At 59.1% G+C, this 15,185-nt stretch carries 14 protein-coding genes; 5 read left to right on the forward strand and 9 right to left on the reverse strand.

Annotated features, from left to right (window positions below):
- Position 1: 1 nt before the first annotated feature.
- The 5 genes from hisF to hisB are packed head-to-tail and all read right to left on the reverse strand — an operon-like array spanning position 2 to position 3,285.
- Complete coding sequence (gene hisF, locus BLU28_RS21260; RefSeq protein ID WP_037090017.1) at positions 2-778, reverse strand: imidazole glycerol phosphate synthase subunit HisF; 777 nt, start codon at positions 776-778, stop codon at positions 2-4.
- Positions 775-1,518 (reverse strand): 1-(5-phosphoribosyl)-5-[(5-phosphoribosylamino)methylideneamino]imidazole-4-carboxamide isomerase, encoded by a 744-nt coding sequence (gene hisA, locus BLU28_RS21265; protein WP_035208065.1) that lies wholly within the window; start codon positions 1,516-1,518, stop codon positions 775-777. Before hisA ends, hisF begins: the two co-directional genes overlap by 4 nt.
- 1 nt (position 1,519) lies before the next feature.
- Positions 1,520-2,170: an imidazole glycerol phosphate synthase subunit HisH gene (hisH, locus tag BLU28_RS21270; protein WP_004444331.1), complete on the reverse strand. Its 651-nt coding sequence runs from the start codon at positions 2,168-2,170 to the stop codon at positions 1,520-1,522.
- A 1-nt stretch (position 2,171) separates the two neighbouring features.
- A complete protein-coding gene (locus tag BLU28_RS21275; RefSeq protein ID WP_077987171.1) occupies positions 2,172-2,666 on the reverse strand; it encodes a DUF2628 domain-containing protein in 495 nt (164 codons plus the stop codon).
- 22 nt (positions 2,667-2,688) lie between these two features.
- Positions 2,689-3,285 (reverse strand): imidazoleglycerol-phosphate dehydratase HisB, encoded by a 597-nt coding sequence (hisB, locus tag BLU28_RS21280; RefSeq protein WP_035208066.1) that lies wholly within the window; start codon positions 3,283-3,285, stop codon positions 2,689-2,691.
- Between the two features lie 200 nt (positions 3,286-3,485).
- On the opposite strand from hisB, the gene hslV reads away from it, so the two are divergent.
- The 4 genes from hslV (at position 3,486) to BLU28_RS21300 (ending at position 8,843) form a co-directional block, all read left to right on the forward strand.
- Complete coding sequence (hslV, locus tag BLU28_RS21285) at positions 3,486-4,010, forward strand: ATP-dependent protease subunit HslV (protein WP_004444336.1); 525 nt, start codon at positions 3,486-3,488, stop codon at positions 4,008-4,010.
- Between the two features lie 73 nt (positions 4,011-4,083).
- On the forward strand, positions 4,084-5,391 hold the full coding sequence (hslU, locus tag BLU28_RS21290) for an ATP-dependent protease ATPase subunit HslU (RefSeq protein ID WP_004444342.1): 1,308 nt from the start codon (positions 4,084-4,086) through the stop codon (positions 5,389-5,391).
- A 198-nt stretch (positions 5,392-5,589) separates the two neighbouring features.
- On the forward strand, positions 5,590-6,555 hold the full coding sequence (locus BLU28_RS21295) for a DUF1402 family protein (RefSeq protein ID WP_004444344.1): 966 nt from the start codon (positions 5,590-5,592) through the stop codon (positions 6,553-6,555).
- Between the two features lie 119 nt (positions 6,556-6,674).
- Complete coding sequence (locus BLU28_RS21300; protein ID WP_168247147.1) at positions 6,675-8,843, forward strand: malate synthase G; 2,169 nt, start codon at positions 6,675-6,677, stop codon at positions 8,841-8,843.
- 76 nt (positions 8,844-8,919) lie between these two features.
- On the opposite strand, the gene BLU28_RS21305 is transcribed toward BLU28_RS21300, so the two are convergent.
- On the reverse strand, positions 8,920-9,633 hold the full coding sequence (locus BLU28_RS21305; RefSeq protein WP_006700126.1) for a L,D-transpeptidase: 714 nt from the start codon (positions 9,631-9,633) through the stop codon (positions 8,920-8,922).
- 184 nt (positions 9,634-9,817) lie between these two features.
- Between BLU28_RS21305 and BLU28_RS21310 the strand changes: the two genes are divergently transcribed.
- Entirely contained in the window at positions 9,818-10,303 is a 486-nt protein-coding gene (locus BLU28_RS21310; protein ID WP_004444350.1) for an MmcB family DNA repair protein, read from the forward strand.
- 4 nt (positions 10,304-10,307) lie between these two features.
- On the opposite strand, the gene BLU28_RS21315 is transcribed toward BLU28_RS21310, so the two are convergent.
- The 3 genes from BLU28_RS21315 to hrpB all read right to left on the reverse strand — a co-directional run bounded on the left by BLU28_RS21315 (position 10,308) and on the right by hrpB (position 14,785).
- Complete coding sequence (locus tag BLU28_RS21315) at positions 10,308-10,895, reverse strand: ActR/PrrA/RegA family redox response regulator transcription factor (RefSeq protein WP_004444351.1); 588 nt, start codon at positions 10,893-10,895, stop codon at positions 10,308-10,310.
- A 69-nt stretch (positions 10,896-10,964) separates the two neighbouring features.
- Entirely contained in the window at positions 10,965-12,272 is a 1,308-nt protein-coding gene (gene actS, locus BLU28_RS21320; RefSeq protein ID WP_077987186.1) for a two-component system sensor histidine kinase ActS, read from the reverse strand.
- A gap of 26 nt (positions 12,273-12,298) precedes the next feature.
- Positions 12,299-14,785 (reverse strand): ATP-dependent helicase HrpB, encoded by a 2,487-nt coding sequence (hrpB, locus tag BLU28_RS21325; protein WP_077987173.1) that lies wholly within the window; start codon positions 14,783-14,785, stop codon positions 12,299-12,301.
- Between the last annotated feature and the right edge of the window lie 400 nt (positions 14,786-15,185).

Genomic DNA, 15,185 nt, shown 5'->3' on the forward strand with positions numbered 1-15,185 from the left:
ATCAGTCGAGACGCATGGCGATGCCATGCTCGGCCATGTAGTTCTTGGCTTCACCGATCGAATAAGTGCCGAAGTGGAAGATCGAAGCGGCAAGCACCGCAGTCGCATGGCCATCCCGAACGCCTGCTACCAGATCCTCCAGCGTGCCGACGCCCCCCGAAGCGATAACGGGGACTCGAACCTGATCGGCAATGCTGCGCGTCAGGCCGATATCGTAACCGCTCTTTGTGCCGTCGCGGTCCATCGAGGTGACAAGCAATTCGCCGGCGCCGCGTTCGACCATCTTGATGGCGAATTCCACGGCGTCAATCCCGGTCGGCTGGCGTCCGCCATGGGTGAATATTTCCCAGCGGCCTTCTTCCCCATCCTTCGAAACCCGCTTGGCGTCTATCGAAACGACGATGCACTGGTTGCCGAACTTGTCGGCCGCCTGCGCCACGAAGTCGGGATCCTTGACCGCTGCGGAATTGATCGAGACCTTGTCGGCCCCGCACAGAAGCAGCTTGCGGATGTCGGCGACGGCGCGAACGCCGCCACCGACGGTCAGTGGCATGAAGCAATGATCGGCGGTGCGTGAAACGACATCGAAGATCGTGTCGCGATTATCCGAAGAGGCGGTAATGTCGAGGAAGCAGAGTTCGTCCGCCCCTGCCGCATCGTAGGCTTTCGCTGCCTCGACCGGGTCGCCTGCGTCGATCAGGTCTACGAAGTTCACGCCCTTGACGACACGGCCGTCTTTCACGTCCAGGCAGGGAATAACGCGGGCTTTTAGGGTCATACGCGTACCTCCTTTGCGGCCTTGATGAGGGCGAGCGCCTCCGCCGGATCGATACGGCCGTCATAAAGCGCGCGGCCGGAAATCGCGCCCTCAAGCTTTGCCGCATCCGGCTGCAACATGCGCTTGATGTCGTCGATGGAGGCGAGACCACCGGACGCGATGACCGGGATGGAGACGGCGTCGGCCAGTTCCAGCGTTGAGGCCCAATTTATACCGGCCAGAATGCCGTCACGATCGATATCGGTATAGATGATCGCGGCAACACCAGCGCCTTCGAAACGTTTGGCAAGCTCGATCACGCCGAGTTCGGAGGCTTCCGCCCAGCCTTCCACCGCAACCTTGCCGCCCTTGGCATCAATGCCGACGGCGACCTGGCCGGGAAAACGCTTGCAGGCTTCAATGACCAGAACCGGATCGCGCACCGCCACGGTGCCGAGAATGACGCGAGCAAGCCCACGGCTCAGCCAGGCCTCGATATGATCGAGCGTGCGGATGCCGCCGCCCAGCTGCACCGGGTTTTTCGTCGCCTTCAGAATGGCATCAACCGCGGCGCCATTGACCGTCTGGCCGGCGAACGCACCGTTGAGATCAACGACATGCAGCCATTCAAAGCCTTGATCCTCGAAAGCTTTCGCCTGTGCGCCGGGGTCGGTATTATAGACGGTGGCCTGGTCCATATCGCCGAGTTTCAGGCGAACGCACTCACCGTCTTTAAGGTCGATTGCGGGAAAAAGAATCATGTCAGGGCTTCCAGCGCAGGAAATTGGAAATCAGGGCAAGGCCGAGCGTCTGGCTTTTTTCCGGGTGGAATTGCGCGCCGGCCATATTGTCGCGACCGACGAAAGCCGTCATCGCGCCACCGTAATTTGTGGTGGCGATGACATCCGTCGAGTGCTTGGCCGCCAGATGATAGGAATGCACGAAATACGCGTGCAAGCCATCCGCGCCCGTCTTGATGCCGTCGAACAGCGGGTGGGCGTGGCGGATTTCCAGCGTGTTCCAGCCGATCTGCGGAATCTTCAGGTTCTTATCGGCAGGCGTCATTTCCACCACGTCACCCTCGATCCAGCCGAGCCCGGTGCTAACAGTCTTTTCCAGCCCGCGCGAGGACATGAGCTGCATGCCGACGCAGATGCCGAGGAAGGGATGCGCCTTTTTCTCGACGGCTTCAAGGAGCGCCTCATGCATTCCGGGAACGGCATCCAGACCGGCGCGGCAGTCGGCATAAGCGCCGACACCAGGCAGCACGATGCGGTCTGCCGAGGCGACGTGATCCGGCTTGTCGGTCAAATCAATGGTTGCGTTGATGCCGGCTTCACGCGCGGCACGCTCGAAAGCTTTGGTGGCCGAACGCAGGTTGCCCGAGCCGTAGTCGATGATCGCGACACGCATGTCAGCGCCTTCCATTCAAGTCGAAAAGAAACGATCCGGCGGGATCGTTGACGAAGTTTTTGCCGCCGCTCTTTTGCGGCGAAGGGGTCCAGACCGGGTGCGACAGCTGTTCTTCGGCGTCAGCGTTTTCGGAGAGACCGGAGAAATATATGTCTTCGGCGCTCGAAAGATCAGGGGCGGAAACGACTGACTTCAGCGTCCAACCTTTGCGGATCAGGTGCCGGACGAGAAAATTGCGTCCCTCCAGCGCTGTTATGAGCCCAATCGTGAAACCAACAAGAATTCCGGCAGGTTCGAATCCGGCTAACATCGAGACTTGTCCGGCCGCAACGAATGCGATGACAACGATGGCCGTCGCCAGCCACAGCCGGTTGATCGCAAGCCATAACCATGGCGCAAAGAGAGCCAGCCAGACGAAACGATCGGCAATGAATCGGGTCGTCTTGTGGTCCCTGTCCGGCCCGTTGGGGGCTTCCAGAACGAGATAGCTTGTCATGGGCTTCCTGACGGCTTTGGCGTCAGGCCAGCATGCCCTTTGTCGAGGGAACGCGGCCTGCCTGCCGGGGGTCGATCTCGATTGCCGTGCGAAGAACGCGGGCAACGGCCTTGAAGCATGTTTCGGCGATATGATGGTTGTTGGCGCCGTAATGGTTCAGGATATGCAGCGTGATGCCGGCATTCTGGGCGAGTGCCTGAAAGAATTCGCGCACCAGTTCCGTGTCGAAGGTGCCGATCTTTGGCGCGGAAAAATTGACGTTCCAGACGAGGAACGGCCGGCCGGAAATGTCGACGGCGGCCTTGGTCATCGTCTCGTCCATGGCAAGGTCGAGCGAGGCGTAGCGGGTAATTCCGCGCCGGTCGCCAAGCGCCTTCGCGATCGCCTGGCCGATGGCGATGCCAGTATCTTCCACGGTGTGATGATCATCGATGTGCAGGTCGCCCTGAACCTCGATCTCCATGTCGATCAGCGAATGGCGGCTCAGCTGGTCCAGCATATGGTCGAAAAATCCCACGCCGGTGGAAATTTTCGATTTGCCGGTGCCGTCGATATCCACACGCACCGAAACCGAGGTTTCGTTGGTCTTGCGGATAATCTCGCCTTTACGTTCTGCCATTTTGGCCGCTCCGTGAAAATGTCGCCGTTCCTTATCAGCACGGGACACAAATATCCAGTTGTTCCATCGTCTTGGCTGACCTGCGGAAAACCCGGTGTGATCCCGATGATTGCAATCGCAAAAACCAGACTTACATAGAACCCGAAAGGGCCGCAACCCGGCCCGTTAACTCCAGGCCCGGCAGGGCAGACAGGTGTTTGATGACAACAATCATTACAGTCAGAAAGGGCGGCAAGGTCGTCATGGCTGGCGACGGGCAGGTGAGCCTCGGCCAGACCGTCATGAAGGGCAACGCCCGCAAGGTTCGCCGCATCGGCAAGGGTGAAGTGATTGCCGGTTTCGCAGGCGCGACGGCCGATGCTTTTACTTTGCTTGACCGCCTCGAGAAGAAACTCGAGCAATATCCCGGCCAGCTTATGCGCGCCGCCGTGGAACTCGCAAAAGACTGGCGCACGGATAAATATCTGCGCAATCTCGAAGCGATGATGCTGGTCGCCGATAAATCCACCACGCTTGCCATTACCGGCAATGGCGATGTGCTGGAGCCCGAGCACGGCGCAATCGCCATCGGTTCCGGCGGCAATTATGCTTTCGCTGCCGCCCGCGCCATGATGGATACCGACAAGTCGGCCGAAGACGTGGCCCGGCAGGCGCTCGATATCGCCGCCGATATCTGCGTTTATACCAATCACAATCTCGTCGTGGAAACGCTCGACGCCGAGTAAGCGTATTTCTCACCAATGGGTCCTGTGGGCCGGGCCGAATGGCCGGCCGGAACAGGAAAGCCGAGAGGACAGAATGACCACTTTTTCTCCCCGGGAAATCGTCTCGGAACTGGACCGCCACATCATCGGTCAGCACGATGCAAAACGGGCGGTCGCTATTGCGCTGCGCAATCGCTGGCGTCGCCAGCAGCTCGATGAGAGCCTGCGCGACGAAGTCATGCCAAAAAATATTCTCATGATCGGGCCGACCGGTGTCGGCAAGACGGAAATCTCGCGCCGCCTCGCCAAGTTGGCCGGCGCGCCTTTCATCAAGGTTGAAGCCACCAAGTTCACCGAAGTCGGTTATGTCGGCCGCGATGTCGAGCAGATCATTCGTGACCTTGTCGAGATTGGTATCGGCCTCGTGCGCGAAAAGAAGCGCGCCGAAGTGCAGGCCAAGGCGCATCAGAGCGCCGAAGAGCGCGTGCTCGACGCGTTGGTCGGCTCAACCGCGTCACCCGGCACGCGCGAGAGCTTCCGCAAGAAGCTGCGCGATGGTGAATTGGACGACAAGGAAATTGACATCGAGGTGGCCGATAGCGGATCGGGCATGCCCGGTTTCGAAATCCCGGGCATGCCGGGCGCCAATATTGGCGTGCTCAACTTGTCGGAAATGTTCGGCAAAGCCATGGGCGGACGCACCAAGAAGGTGCGCACGACGGTGTCGAAATCCTATGCCGACCTTATCCGCGACGAATCCGACAAGCTGCTGGACAATGAGATGATCCAGCGCGAAGCGGTCAAGTCGGTGGAAAATGACGGCATCGTCTTCCTTGACGAGATCGACAAGATTGCGGCCCGCGATGGCGGCATGGGCGCCGGCGTCTCGCGCGAAGGCGTGCAGCGCGACCTGCTGCCGCTCGTCGAAGGCACGACGGTTTCGACCAAATATGGGCCGGTCAAGACCGACCATATCCTGTTCATCGCATCGGGCGCCTTCCATGTGGCGAAGCCGTCGGATCTCCTGCCTGAGCTTCAGGGCCGCCTGCCGATCCGCGTTGAGCTGAAGCCACTGACGAGGGAAGATTTCCGCCGTATCCTGACGGAGACGGAAGCAAGCCTCATCCGCCAGTACAAGGCGCTGATGGCGACGGAAGAACTGGATCTCGACTTCACCGACGACGCCATCGATGCTCTGGCTGATGTGGCCGTTCATCTCAACTCGTCGGTCGAAAATATCGGTGCCCGCCGTCTGCAGACGGTAATGGAGCGTGTTTTGGACGAAATTTCCTTCAACGCGCCGGATCGTGGCGGTTCCGCCGTCAAGATTGACCAGGAATATGTCCGTAAACACGTCGGCGACCTCGCCGCCGATACGGACCTCTCGCGCTATATTCTCTGAAGACTTCAGGGATCGAGGAAAGAAGAGTGCGGCCATATTTGCCGCACTCTTTTATTTTATCTGCCTCATCTCGCATTCAGCCCGCATTTTGTTTATGGGAAGGGCTGCATTCCGGTTGGAACCGTTTTAGTGGAATGATCAGGTTTTCCAGCACCTTTCGCTGGCAGAAGCCGCAGGCTTGAGAAAAGGCATTCGCTCGTGCGCAAAACTCTTCTGGCATTTGCCGCTGCTTTGACGTTTACCGTCACCGCGTCTTCTTATGTGCAGGCCGCAACGGTCGTGCCGCCGGGCAATCGCAATGCCGAGCAACCGGGTGTTCCCGGTGCTTCCGCCAAAAGAACCAAGGCGTCCAACACGTCTTTTGAGCGCAAATACCAGAAGGTCATCGATCTTTTGTCTTCTGACAAGGCGCTGATCGCCAAGATCAAGTCGACGGCCGGGCGTTACGGGATTGATCCGATCCATATGATCGGCGCGATCGTTGGCGAACACACTTATAATGTCGATGCCTATGACCGGCTGCAGTCTTATTACGTCAAGGCAGCTTCTTACGCGGGTAGCAGCTTCCGTTTCGGCTATAAGGATGAAACGATTGCGCAGTTTCTGACGCATTCGCAATTTTCCAAATGCCAGTCGAAGAAGGATTCCTACAGTCTCTGGAACTGCCGGGAAGATGTATGGGATGACAGTTTCCGCGGCAAGACCGTCGATGGCGTGACCTATCCGAACAACCGTTTCAGTGCTGTGTTCTTCCAGCCCTTTTATGCCGGCCAGACCTTCGGCCTCGGCCAGATAAATCCGCTGACGGCGCTGATGCTGTCCGACATGGTGGCGAGAACGTCGGGTTATGAGAAGCTGGACGAGAACGACGCCACCGCGGTCTACACCGCCATCATGGACCCCGACCGCTCGCTGGCTTTCATGGCGGCCTCTATCCGCAAATCGATCGATGATTACCGGTCGATTGCCGATATGGACATTTCGAAGAATCCGGGCGTGACCTCTACGCTTTATAATGTCGGTGGGTCGCAACAGCGCGCTGCTATTCTGGCCCAAAAGAACCGCCAGCGCGCCGCAGGCGGGGAACAGCCACTGTTGCCGGAGGAAAATTATTACGGCTGGCTGGTGAATGACCGCATCAAGGATCTCCAGGCGCTTTTGTAGAAAACGGCGACTATCGGCTGCATTGTTTCCAAAAAGGAAATAATATTTGGCTGGCTGCCGCAATTGACGAGCGCCCGCCTCCGCGTCCAATCTGTGTTTCCAGAATAGAGGAGGCGCATGTGAGCCGCACGAATAAATTCGGCCTTTCCATCGATGACAGGCTTTATGCCTTTTTGACTGAAGATGTCCTGCCGGGCACGGGTCTAAACAGCGAGGCGTTCTTCGAAGGCTTTTCGGCCATTGTTCACGAGCTTTCTCCGAAGAACCGTGAACTGCTCGCCAAGCGCGATGCGCTGCAGGAAAAAATCGACGGCTGGTACCGAGAGAACGGTGCCCCCTCGGATTTCGATGTATACGAGGCATTCCTGAGGGAAATCGGATACATTTTGCCGGAAGGTCCTGATTTCAAGGTGGAAACCAACAACGTCGATCCGGAAATTGCTACCGTCGCCGGTCCGCAGCTCGTTGTTCCCGTCATGAATGCCCGTTATGCGTTGAACGCCGCCAATGCCCGTTGGGGTTCGCTTTACGATGCACTCTATGGCACGGATGCCATTTCCGATGCCGATGGTGCCGAAAAGGGCAGGGCCTATAACCCGAAGCGCGGTGAAAAGGTCATCGCCTGGGCGCGCAACTTCCTCGATGAAACCGTTCCGCTTTTGAGCGGCAGCTGGTCTGATGTCACCGGTTTCGAGATCGTCGATGGGCTGCTGCAGCTTGTTGCCAGCAATGGCGGGACCGGTCTCAAGGACGAAACGCAATTCAAGGGTTTCACCGGGGAAGCGGCAAAGCCCGCGACGATCCTGCTCGGCAAGAACGGTCTGCATACCGAAATCGTGATCGATCCCTCGACCGAAATCGGCAAGGGCGACAGGGCGGGCATCTCTGATGTCATTCTTGAATCCGCCCTGACGACCATCATGGATTGCGAAGATTCGGTTGCCGCAGTCGGTGCCGAGGACAAGGTTCTGGTTTACGGTAACTGGCTCGGCCTGATGCGTGGAGACCTGACGGAAGAGGTCTCGAAGGGCGGCCACACTTTCACACGCCGCCTCAACCCGGATCGCTATTATACAGCGCCCAATGGCTCCGCGCTGACGCTGCCGGGCCGGTCGCTGATGCTGGTGCGCAATGTCGGTCATCTCATGACCAATCCGGCAATCCTTGATCGGGATGGGCGTGAAGTACCCGAGGGCATCATGGATGCCGTCGTCACGGCACTCATTGCACTCTATGACGTCGGCCCTTCCGGGCGACGCCAGAATTCTCGGGCCGGCTCCATGTATGTGGTGAAGCCGAAGATGCATGGGCCGGAAGAAGTGGCCTTCGCCAACGAGATTTTCACGCGGGTCGAAGAGCTTGTCGGCATGCAGCCAAACACCATGAAGATGGGCATCATGGATGAGGAGCGCCGCACCACTGTTAACCTCAAGGAAAGCATTCGCGCAGCGAAGGATCGTGTGGTCTTCATCAATACAGGCTTCCTCGACCGTACCGGCGACGAAATCCATACCTCCATGGAAGCGGGTCCGATGATCCGCAAGGGCGACATGAAGCAGGCCGCCTGGATCGCCGCTTATGAAAACTGGAACGTCGATATCGGGCTAGAATGCGGTCTTTCCGGCCATGCGCAGATCGGCAAAGGCATGTGGGCCATGCCGGACCTGATGGCAGCGATGCTGGAGCAGAAGATTGCGCATCCGAAGGCCGGCGCCAACACGGCATGGGTGCCGTCGCCGACGGCGGCGACGCTGCATGCCACGCATTATCACAAGGTCGATGTCGCCGCCGTTCAGGAAGAGCTGAAAAGCCGCGGCCGTGCGAAGCTTTCCGACATTCTGTCAGTGCCGGTTGCGCCGCGTCCCAACTGGACGCCGGAAGAAGTCCAGCGTGAACTCGACAACAATGCGCAGGGCATTCTCGGCTATGTGGTGCGCTGGGTCGATCAGGGTGTCGGCTGCTCCAAGGTACCAGACATCAACAATATCGGTCTGATGGAGGATCGCGCGACGCTTCGCATTTCAGCGCAGCACATGGCGAACTGGCTGCGCCACGGCGTCGTGACAGAGGCGCAGATCGTCGAGACCATGAAGCGCATGGCCGCTGTGGTCGACGCGCAGAATGCAGGCGATCCGGCCTATCTGCCGATGGCGTCCGACTTTGAAGGATCGGTAGCCTTTCAGGCTGCTATCGAACTGGTGTTGAAGGGCCGGGAGCAACCGAACGGCTACACTGAACCGGTCCTGCACCGCCGCCGCCTCGAGCTGAAGGCAAAGCAGGCGGCGTAATCTCCGCCCTTTTCATCAATAAAAAAGCCGCCGGGACGTTTCCCGGCGGCTTTTTCTTGATCTGCTGTTGCGGCCCTTACTGGATCACGACGACCTTGGTGCTGCGGCCTGGGCGGACGCGGCTGTAAAGGTCGATCACATCCTGGTTGATCATGCGGATGCAGCCGGAAGAAGCAGCAGTGCCGATCGAGGCCCATTCGGGCGAACCGTGGATACGGAACAGCGTATCCTGTCCCTTTTCGTTAAAGAGATACATGGCGCGCGCGCCGAGCGGGTTGGAAAGGCCGGGGCCCATGCCGGCCTCGACATATTTCGCCACTTCCGGCTTGCGGTCTGCCATTTCCTTTGGCGGATGCCACATCGGCCATTCCTGCTTCCAGGCCACATAGGCTTCACCGGCCCAGGCGAAACCAGCCTTGCCGACGCCGATGCCGTAACGCACGGCGCGGTTGCCGGAGAGGATATAATAAAGGAAACGATCGCGCGTATTGACGATGATCGTGCCGGGACGCTCGTTGGTCTGGAACTCGACGATCTGGCGACGGTACTTCTCATTCACACGGTTGATCGGAATGGCCGGCAGCGCATAGCCCGCATCGGTCACCGGACCATAAACATCATTGAAGATCTGCACCGTCTCGACTTTCGCCGGAACGGGATCAGCAACCGGTACGGAGGCTGCGATCTTGCCTGACGTTGGAGTGGCGGATTGGGAGGTAGTTTCGGCGCAGCCGGCCAGTGCCAGTGCTGCCGTCAGACCGAGTATGGTCAATGGGGTACGGATGCGCATGTCGTTCTCGCGGAAAATTCGCCAAATTGTGCGAAGGAGTAGGCTTAATAGGATAAATCGGTTATTTTCCATTCAGCCGCTCTTGGCAAGCCGTTGTGCAGCCGCGAAACGGCACCGCATTTAAAATTGCCGGTTGATTGCCTTTTTTGCAACAATAGGCCAAACGCTTCAGCAGCCTTTATCCATGACTATTCTTTCCGTTACCAACAATAATCCGTTAATCGACGGCCGCCAGTCGGACAAGGCGATGCTGGTGCGCCGCGGCGTGCAGGTGCTGTTGCACGAAATGCGCCACTCGGTCTTGCCGGAACTGCCGCTTGCAAGCGGGCGACGGGCAGATCTCATCAGCCTGTCGGTCAAGGGTGAAATCTGGATCATCGAGATCAAATCCTCGATCGAGGATTTCCGCGTCGATCGCAAATGGCCGGAATACCGCCTGCATTGCGATCGATTGTTTTTTGCCACCCATCCGGAAGTTCCGACCGATATATTCCCGGAGGAATGCGGATTGATACTGTCGGATGGGTATGGCGCTCACATGCTTCGCGACGCGCCGGAACATAAATTGCCGCCGGCGACCCGCAAATCTGTCATGCTGGATTTTTCCAGAACCGCTGCGACCCGGCTTATGCTGGCGGAATGGACCACCGGGCGCAGCTTTGGCGAATAGGCGCTTATTTGGGCGCGCGCTTCGCGAGAATACGCTGCAGCGTCCTTCGGTGCATGTTCAGTCGCCGCGCCGTTTCCGAGACGTTGCGCTCGCACATCTCATAAACGCGCTGAATGTGCTCCCACCGAACCCGGTCGGCTGACATCGGGTTTTCGGGCACTTCCGTCTTTTCACCCTTGCGCTGCGTCAGGGCGTTGAACACGTCGTCGGCATCGGCAGGCTTGGCCAGATAGTCCAGCGCCCCCAGCTTTACGGCGGTAACAGCGGTGGCGATATTGCCGTAGCCGGTCAGAACGACGATCTGCGTGTCGTCGCGGTTCTGCCTGATGGCTTCGATCACCTCCAGCCCGTTGCCATCCGCAAGCCGCAGATCGACAACCGCATATTTCGGCGGCGCAGCCTTGGAACGCGCGATGCCTTCGCTCACGGTCTCGGCAGTGTCGACAATAAAGCCACGTGTCTCCATGGCCCGGGCAAGCCGCCGCAGGAAAGGGCCATCGTCATCAACGATCAGCAGAGATTTGTCAGGTCCGATAGGATCGATATCGTCCGCCGGCGCGCTTGTGGATGAGGTCTGGTCTTCTGTCTTCATGTCTCCGGCCTTCCGGCAACGTCATCAGCTTTTCTTGTTCTTATTGCCGCTTCAGCGTGAATGGTAAAGTCAACGGCTTCTTTTATCCTCCATGAGCGCCCGAGGCCAGACGATTGTGACCCGCGCGCCGGTTCCGCTTGTACCGCGATTTTCGAACGCGACGGTGGCGCCGGAGCGCTCCAGCAAGGTCTTGGCGATAAAGAGCCCGAGCCCGAGCCCACCTGCACGTGTGTCATTGTGACGTTCGGTCACATAGGGCTCGCCGATACGGGCAAGCACGTCATGGGCATAACCCGGCCCATCGTCTTCAATGATGACTGCGACGTTCTGATGATCGTAATCCACCGTTACGGTGACTTTTTCGCGCGCATAATCCACGCCATTTTCAATGAGGTTGCCAAGGCCGTAGATGATGCCGGCATTGCGGATTCCGACCGGCTCGTCGGCGCGATTGTTCTTTTCAACCAGTTCCAGACGAATGCCGAATTCGCGATGCGGCGCCATTACCTCCTCGATCAGCGATGAAAGCGGCAGGCGGCGCATGTGCTCCTCATTGTCGGCGGACAGGGAGGTGAGACGACGCAGAATGTCGCGGCATCTTTCGCTCTGGCTGCGCAGCAGCGCTATGTCCTCGCCATATTTCTCATCATCCCCAAGTTCCCGCTCCATCTCCTTGGCGACGACGCTGATCGTCGCAAGGGGCGTACCCAGCTCGTGCGCTGCGGCGGCCGCCAGGCCGTCGAGCTGTGAAAGATGTTTTTCCCGTTCCAGCACCAGTTCGGTCGCAGCCAGCGCATCCGCGAGCTGATTGGCTTCGTGGGAAACGCGATAGGCATAAAAAGCTGCGAAAGACGTGGTGGCAATGATCGCCACCCAGGTGCCGACATGCAGCAGAAGCTGGATCGGCAAGACCTCACCGGGATACCAGGGAACCGGAAAGGGCGAAAAGGCGATCGCCGTCGAGCAGATGACGGCAAAGCCGAGGAGAATGAGGGAATGCCTCAACGGTTGGGAGGCAAAGGCAATGATGACCTGCACGCAGATCAGCGGCGCGAAAGGATTGGAAAGTCCGCCTGTGATGTAGATCAGCGCCGTCAATTGCAAAAGGTCAAAGGCCAGCAGCAATGTCGCTTCCCACGGCTCCAGCCGGTAGGTGGAGGGAAAACGGGCCGTGAGAAAAAGGTTGGCGAGCGCCAGCGCCGCGATCAAAAGGCCGCAGGCCAAAAGTGGCAGCGGAAAATTCAGCCCGAAGGCGACAAGCAGGATCGTCGCCGTTTGTCCCGCAACCGCCAGCCAGCGAAGCCACACAATGGTCTGCAACCTTATCCTGCGGCTGGCGCGGCCAAGCCTGGTGGTTTCGATCGGATGGCCAGCCACCTTCGTCTCCTTTACCCTTGTCATCATCACGTTCCGCGCGGTTTCGCACGGCTGGTCGGCAGGGCATCGGCGGGATCCTCCGGCCACGGATGACGCGGATAGCGACCACGCATATCTGCCCGCACGTCCTTCCACGATCCCGCCCAGAAGCCGGGAAGATCACGCGTCGTCTGTATCGGCCTGTGCGCCGGCGACGTCAATTCCAGGAGCAGCGGCAACCGCCCCTGCGCAATGGCCGGGTGCGCCTTCAGCCCGAAAAGCTCCTGCACGCGAATGGAAAGCGTCGGCTCGCTGGCGTCATAGCGGATGGGATGCCGCTGGCCCGTCGGCGCTTCGAAATGGGTCGGCGCCAGCCTGCCGAGATCTCGGGCGACCTCATGTGGCACCAGGGACAGAATCCCTTCGGAAAGACTGCCGGGCCGGATGTCCTGAAGGCTCCGGACGCCATGCTGAAAAGGGATGAACCATTCGTCGAGCCGCGAAAGCAACGCCTCGTCGCTGACATCCGGCCAGGGCTCTCCGATGCTGGCATTCAGAAATCCGATCCGATCTCGCAATTGCGCGGTCTCTTTCGAAAAAGGAAGTATGCCGATGCCGAAATCCCGAACGCCGTTGGCGAGCGCTTGCGCTGCCTGCTCACCGTCGGGACGGGGCAGGGGCGTTTCGTCCAGAATGATAGCGCCCAGACGCACTACCCGGCGCGCCCGCGCCTGTCCGCTCGCCTTGTCGAACAGCAGCTGATCCTGCTGAACGATAAGATGTGGCATACGCTCTTCTATATCGGCCCTGTCGATGCCAGCCGCCGCAAGGATGCGCGGCTGCGCGGCCCGTCCCGTAATGTCAGCGACAACAAGCATTCGGCTCGCCGCCAGCCGCTCCGTTTCAGCCAGTTCAGCCCCGCGGCCATTCGCCATGACATACCGGCCGCGCGCGCCGCGCTGAAGCGCGATCCTGTCCGGATATGCGTGCAGCAGAAGCGGTCCTGCCTCGCTCGGCAGGTCGTTTGCCGCCGGCATATCACCGACTGTGTCGAGAAGGCGGAAAGCCAGCTTGCGCGCCGCCTGCGCCCTTTCACCTCTATCGGCAAGAAAGCGCCGCAGTCTGTCATCGAGATCGATATCATTTCCGCCCAGGCCCTGTTCCGTCAGCATGACCGCAAGCATCGCCGCCTTTTTTCCCAAGCCTTCGCCTGCGGCTGCAATCACCATCGCTGCGAGCCTCGGCGGCAGGGAGAGGCCTCGCATCAGGCGGCCCTGCGACGTCAGTGCGCCGCTTTCATCAAGGGCGCCAAGATTTTTCAGGAGTGCGACCGATTCTTTGAGGGCAGCCTCAGGTGGCGCGTCCAGAAAGGCGAGAGACGAGGGGTCATGAACACCCCAATGGGCAAGATCGAGCGCAAGGCCGGCAAGATCGCTCGCCAAAATTTGCGGCGGCGTAAATGCACTGAGTGCTGCCGTCTGCCCCTGATGCCAGAGGCGAATGGCAACACCGGGCTCGGTTCGGCCGGCGCGACCGGCGCGCTGATCGGCCGAGGCGCGTGATGCCCGCACGGTCTCAAGCCTGGTGATGCCGGTCGCCGGTTCGAAAACCGGCAACCGCTGCAGACCGCTGTCGACCACGACCCTCACACCATCGATGGTTATCGAGGTCTCCGCTATCGATGTTGCAAGGACAATCTTCCGTCGCCCGGAGGCTGCCGGCTTGATCGCGGCGTCCTGCTCCTTCTGAGAAAGATTGCCGTAAAGTGGGATGATATCCGTATCGTCGGGGAAATGTCCTTCCAGCCTTGCAGCCGTCCGGGTAATTTCCGACTGTCCGGGCAGGAAGGCCAGAATGGACCCTGTTTCCGATGCATGGGCTTCCCTAATCGCCCTTGCCACCTTTTCATCGACCGGCATGCCCTGCCAGCGTTCCTCGTAACGAATGTCGATCGGAAAGGTCCTTCCAAGACTTTGAATGACCGGAGCGCCACCCATAAGCGCACTGATGCGTTCAACGTCGAGAGTTGCGGACATGACGAGGATCCGCAGGTCCTCACGCAAACCGGCCTGGACGTCGAGGGCCAGCGCCAGCCCGAAATCTCCGTCGAGCGAGCGCTCATGAAATTCGTCGAATATCACCGTCGAGACATCGGAAAGCTCGGGATCATCCAGAACCATCCGGGCAAATACGCCTTCCGTTACCACCTCGATCCGGGTTTTTGATGAAATACGATTGTCGAGCCGCATGCGGTATCCGACGGTGTCACCGACATCTTCATGCAGGAGATCGGCCATGCGTCCCGCCGCTGCGCGGGCCGCAAGCCGGCGTGGCTCGAGAAGAATGATCTTTCCGTCGCCCCGCCACCTCTGCTGTAGGAGATAAAGCGGCACCAGCGTCGTTTTGCCCGCCCCGGGAGGGGCCGAGAGAACCGCACGTCTCGCCCCCGACAAGGCACCTGCGATTTCCGCGAGAACAGCGCTGACGGGAAGTTCAGGTAAGTCGGTCTTTATTGGCGCTGGTGTTCTGGTCATGCAAAGGAGCCTGGTATTAGGGTAGCATATGAGCGTCTTCTTGTTGTTTTAATGCACGACACGACGGTTTGACAGCCGGCCACGCCGCTTTCGAAGATATGCCACCGGCAAAATGGCGGTCGCCGCGGGAAGGCTCGGACGTTTTAAAAGGCGCAGATGGCCGGTGCGCAGCAAAACGCTCGCGGGATTTGGCGCATTCTGTGGGTTTTCGCATAAATGGCTAATTATCCTCATATATTTCAACAACTTACCAAAAATGTCAGTTTTTTGACGGTAGGTGTGTTGACTTGTTTGAGGTGATGGATTTATAAGTCCGCTCACTGAACGAGGGCGGCGGCGCTGCTGGCGACGAAGTCTTTCGTTCTAAATAAATCAAGGAATGAGCTGGTTGCTTGTTTGG

The organism is Agrobacterium pusense (assembly GCF_900102105.1).
Lineage (GTDB): Bacteria > Pseudomonadota > Alphaproteobacteria > Rhizobiales > Rhizobiaceae > Agrobacterium > Agrobacterium pusense.

Coding starts and splice junctions, on each gene's coding strand:
- hisF (WP_037090017.1), bottom strand. CDS start 778: ATGACCCTAAAAGCCCGCGTTATTCCCTGCCTGGACGTGAAAGACGGC.
- hisA (WP_035208065.1), bottom strand. CDS start 1,518: ATGATTCTTTTTCCCGCAATCGACCTTAAAGACGGTGAGTGCGTTCGC.
- hisH (WP_004444331.1), bottom strand. CDS start 2,170: ATGCGTGTCGCGATCATCGACTACGGCTCGGGCAACCTGCGTTCGGCC.
- BLU28_RS21275 (WP_077987171.1), bottom strand. CDS start 2,666: ATGACAAGCTATCTCGTTCTGGAAGCCCCCAACGGGCCGGACAGGGAC.
- hisB (WP_035208066.1), bottom strand. CDS start 3,285: ATGGCAGAACGTAAAGGCGAGATTATCCGCAAGACCAACGAAACCTCG.
- hslV (WP_004444336.1), top strand. CDS start 3,486: ATGACAACAATCATTACAGTCAGAAAGGGCGGCAAGGTCGTCATGGCT.
- hslU (WP_004444342.1), top strand. CDS start 4,084: ATGACCACTTTTTCTCCCCGGGAAATCGTCTCGGAACTGGACCGCCAC.
- BLU28_RS21305 (WP_006700126.1), bottom strand. CDS start 9,633: ATGCGCATCCGTACCCCATTGACCATACTCGGTCTGACGGCAGCACTG.
- BLU28_RS21310 (WP_004444350.1), top strand. CDS start 9,818: ATGACTATTCTTTCCGTTACCAACAATAATCCGTTAATCGACGGCCGC.
- BLU28_RS21315 (WP_004444351.1), bottom strand. CDS start 10,895: ATGAAGACAGAAGACCAGACCTCATCCACAAGCGCGCCGGCGGACGAT.
- hrpB (WP_077987173.1), bottom strand. CDS start 14,785: ATGACCAGAACACCAGCGCCAATAAAGACCGACTTACCTGAACTTCCC.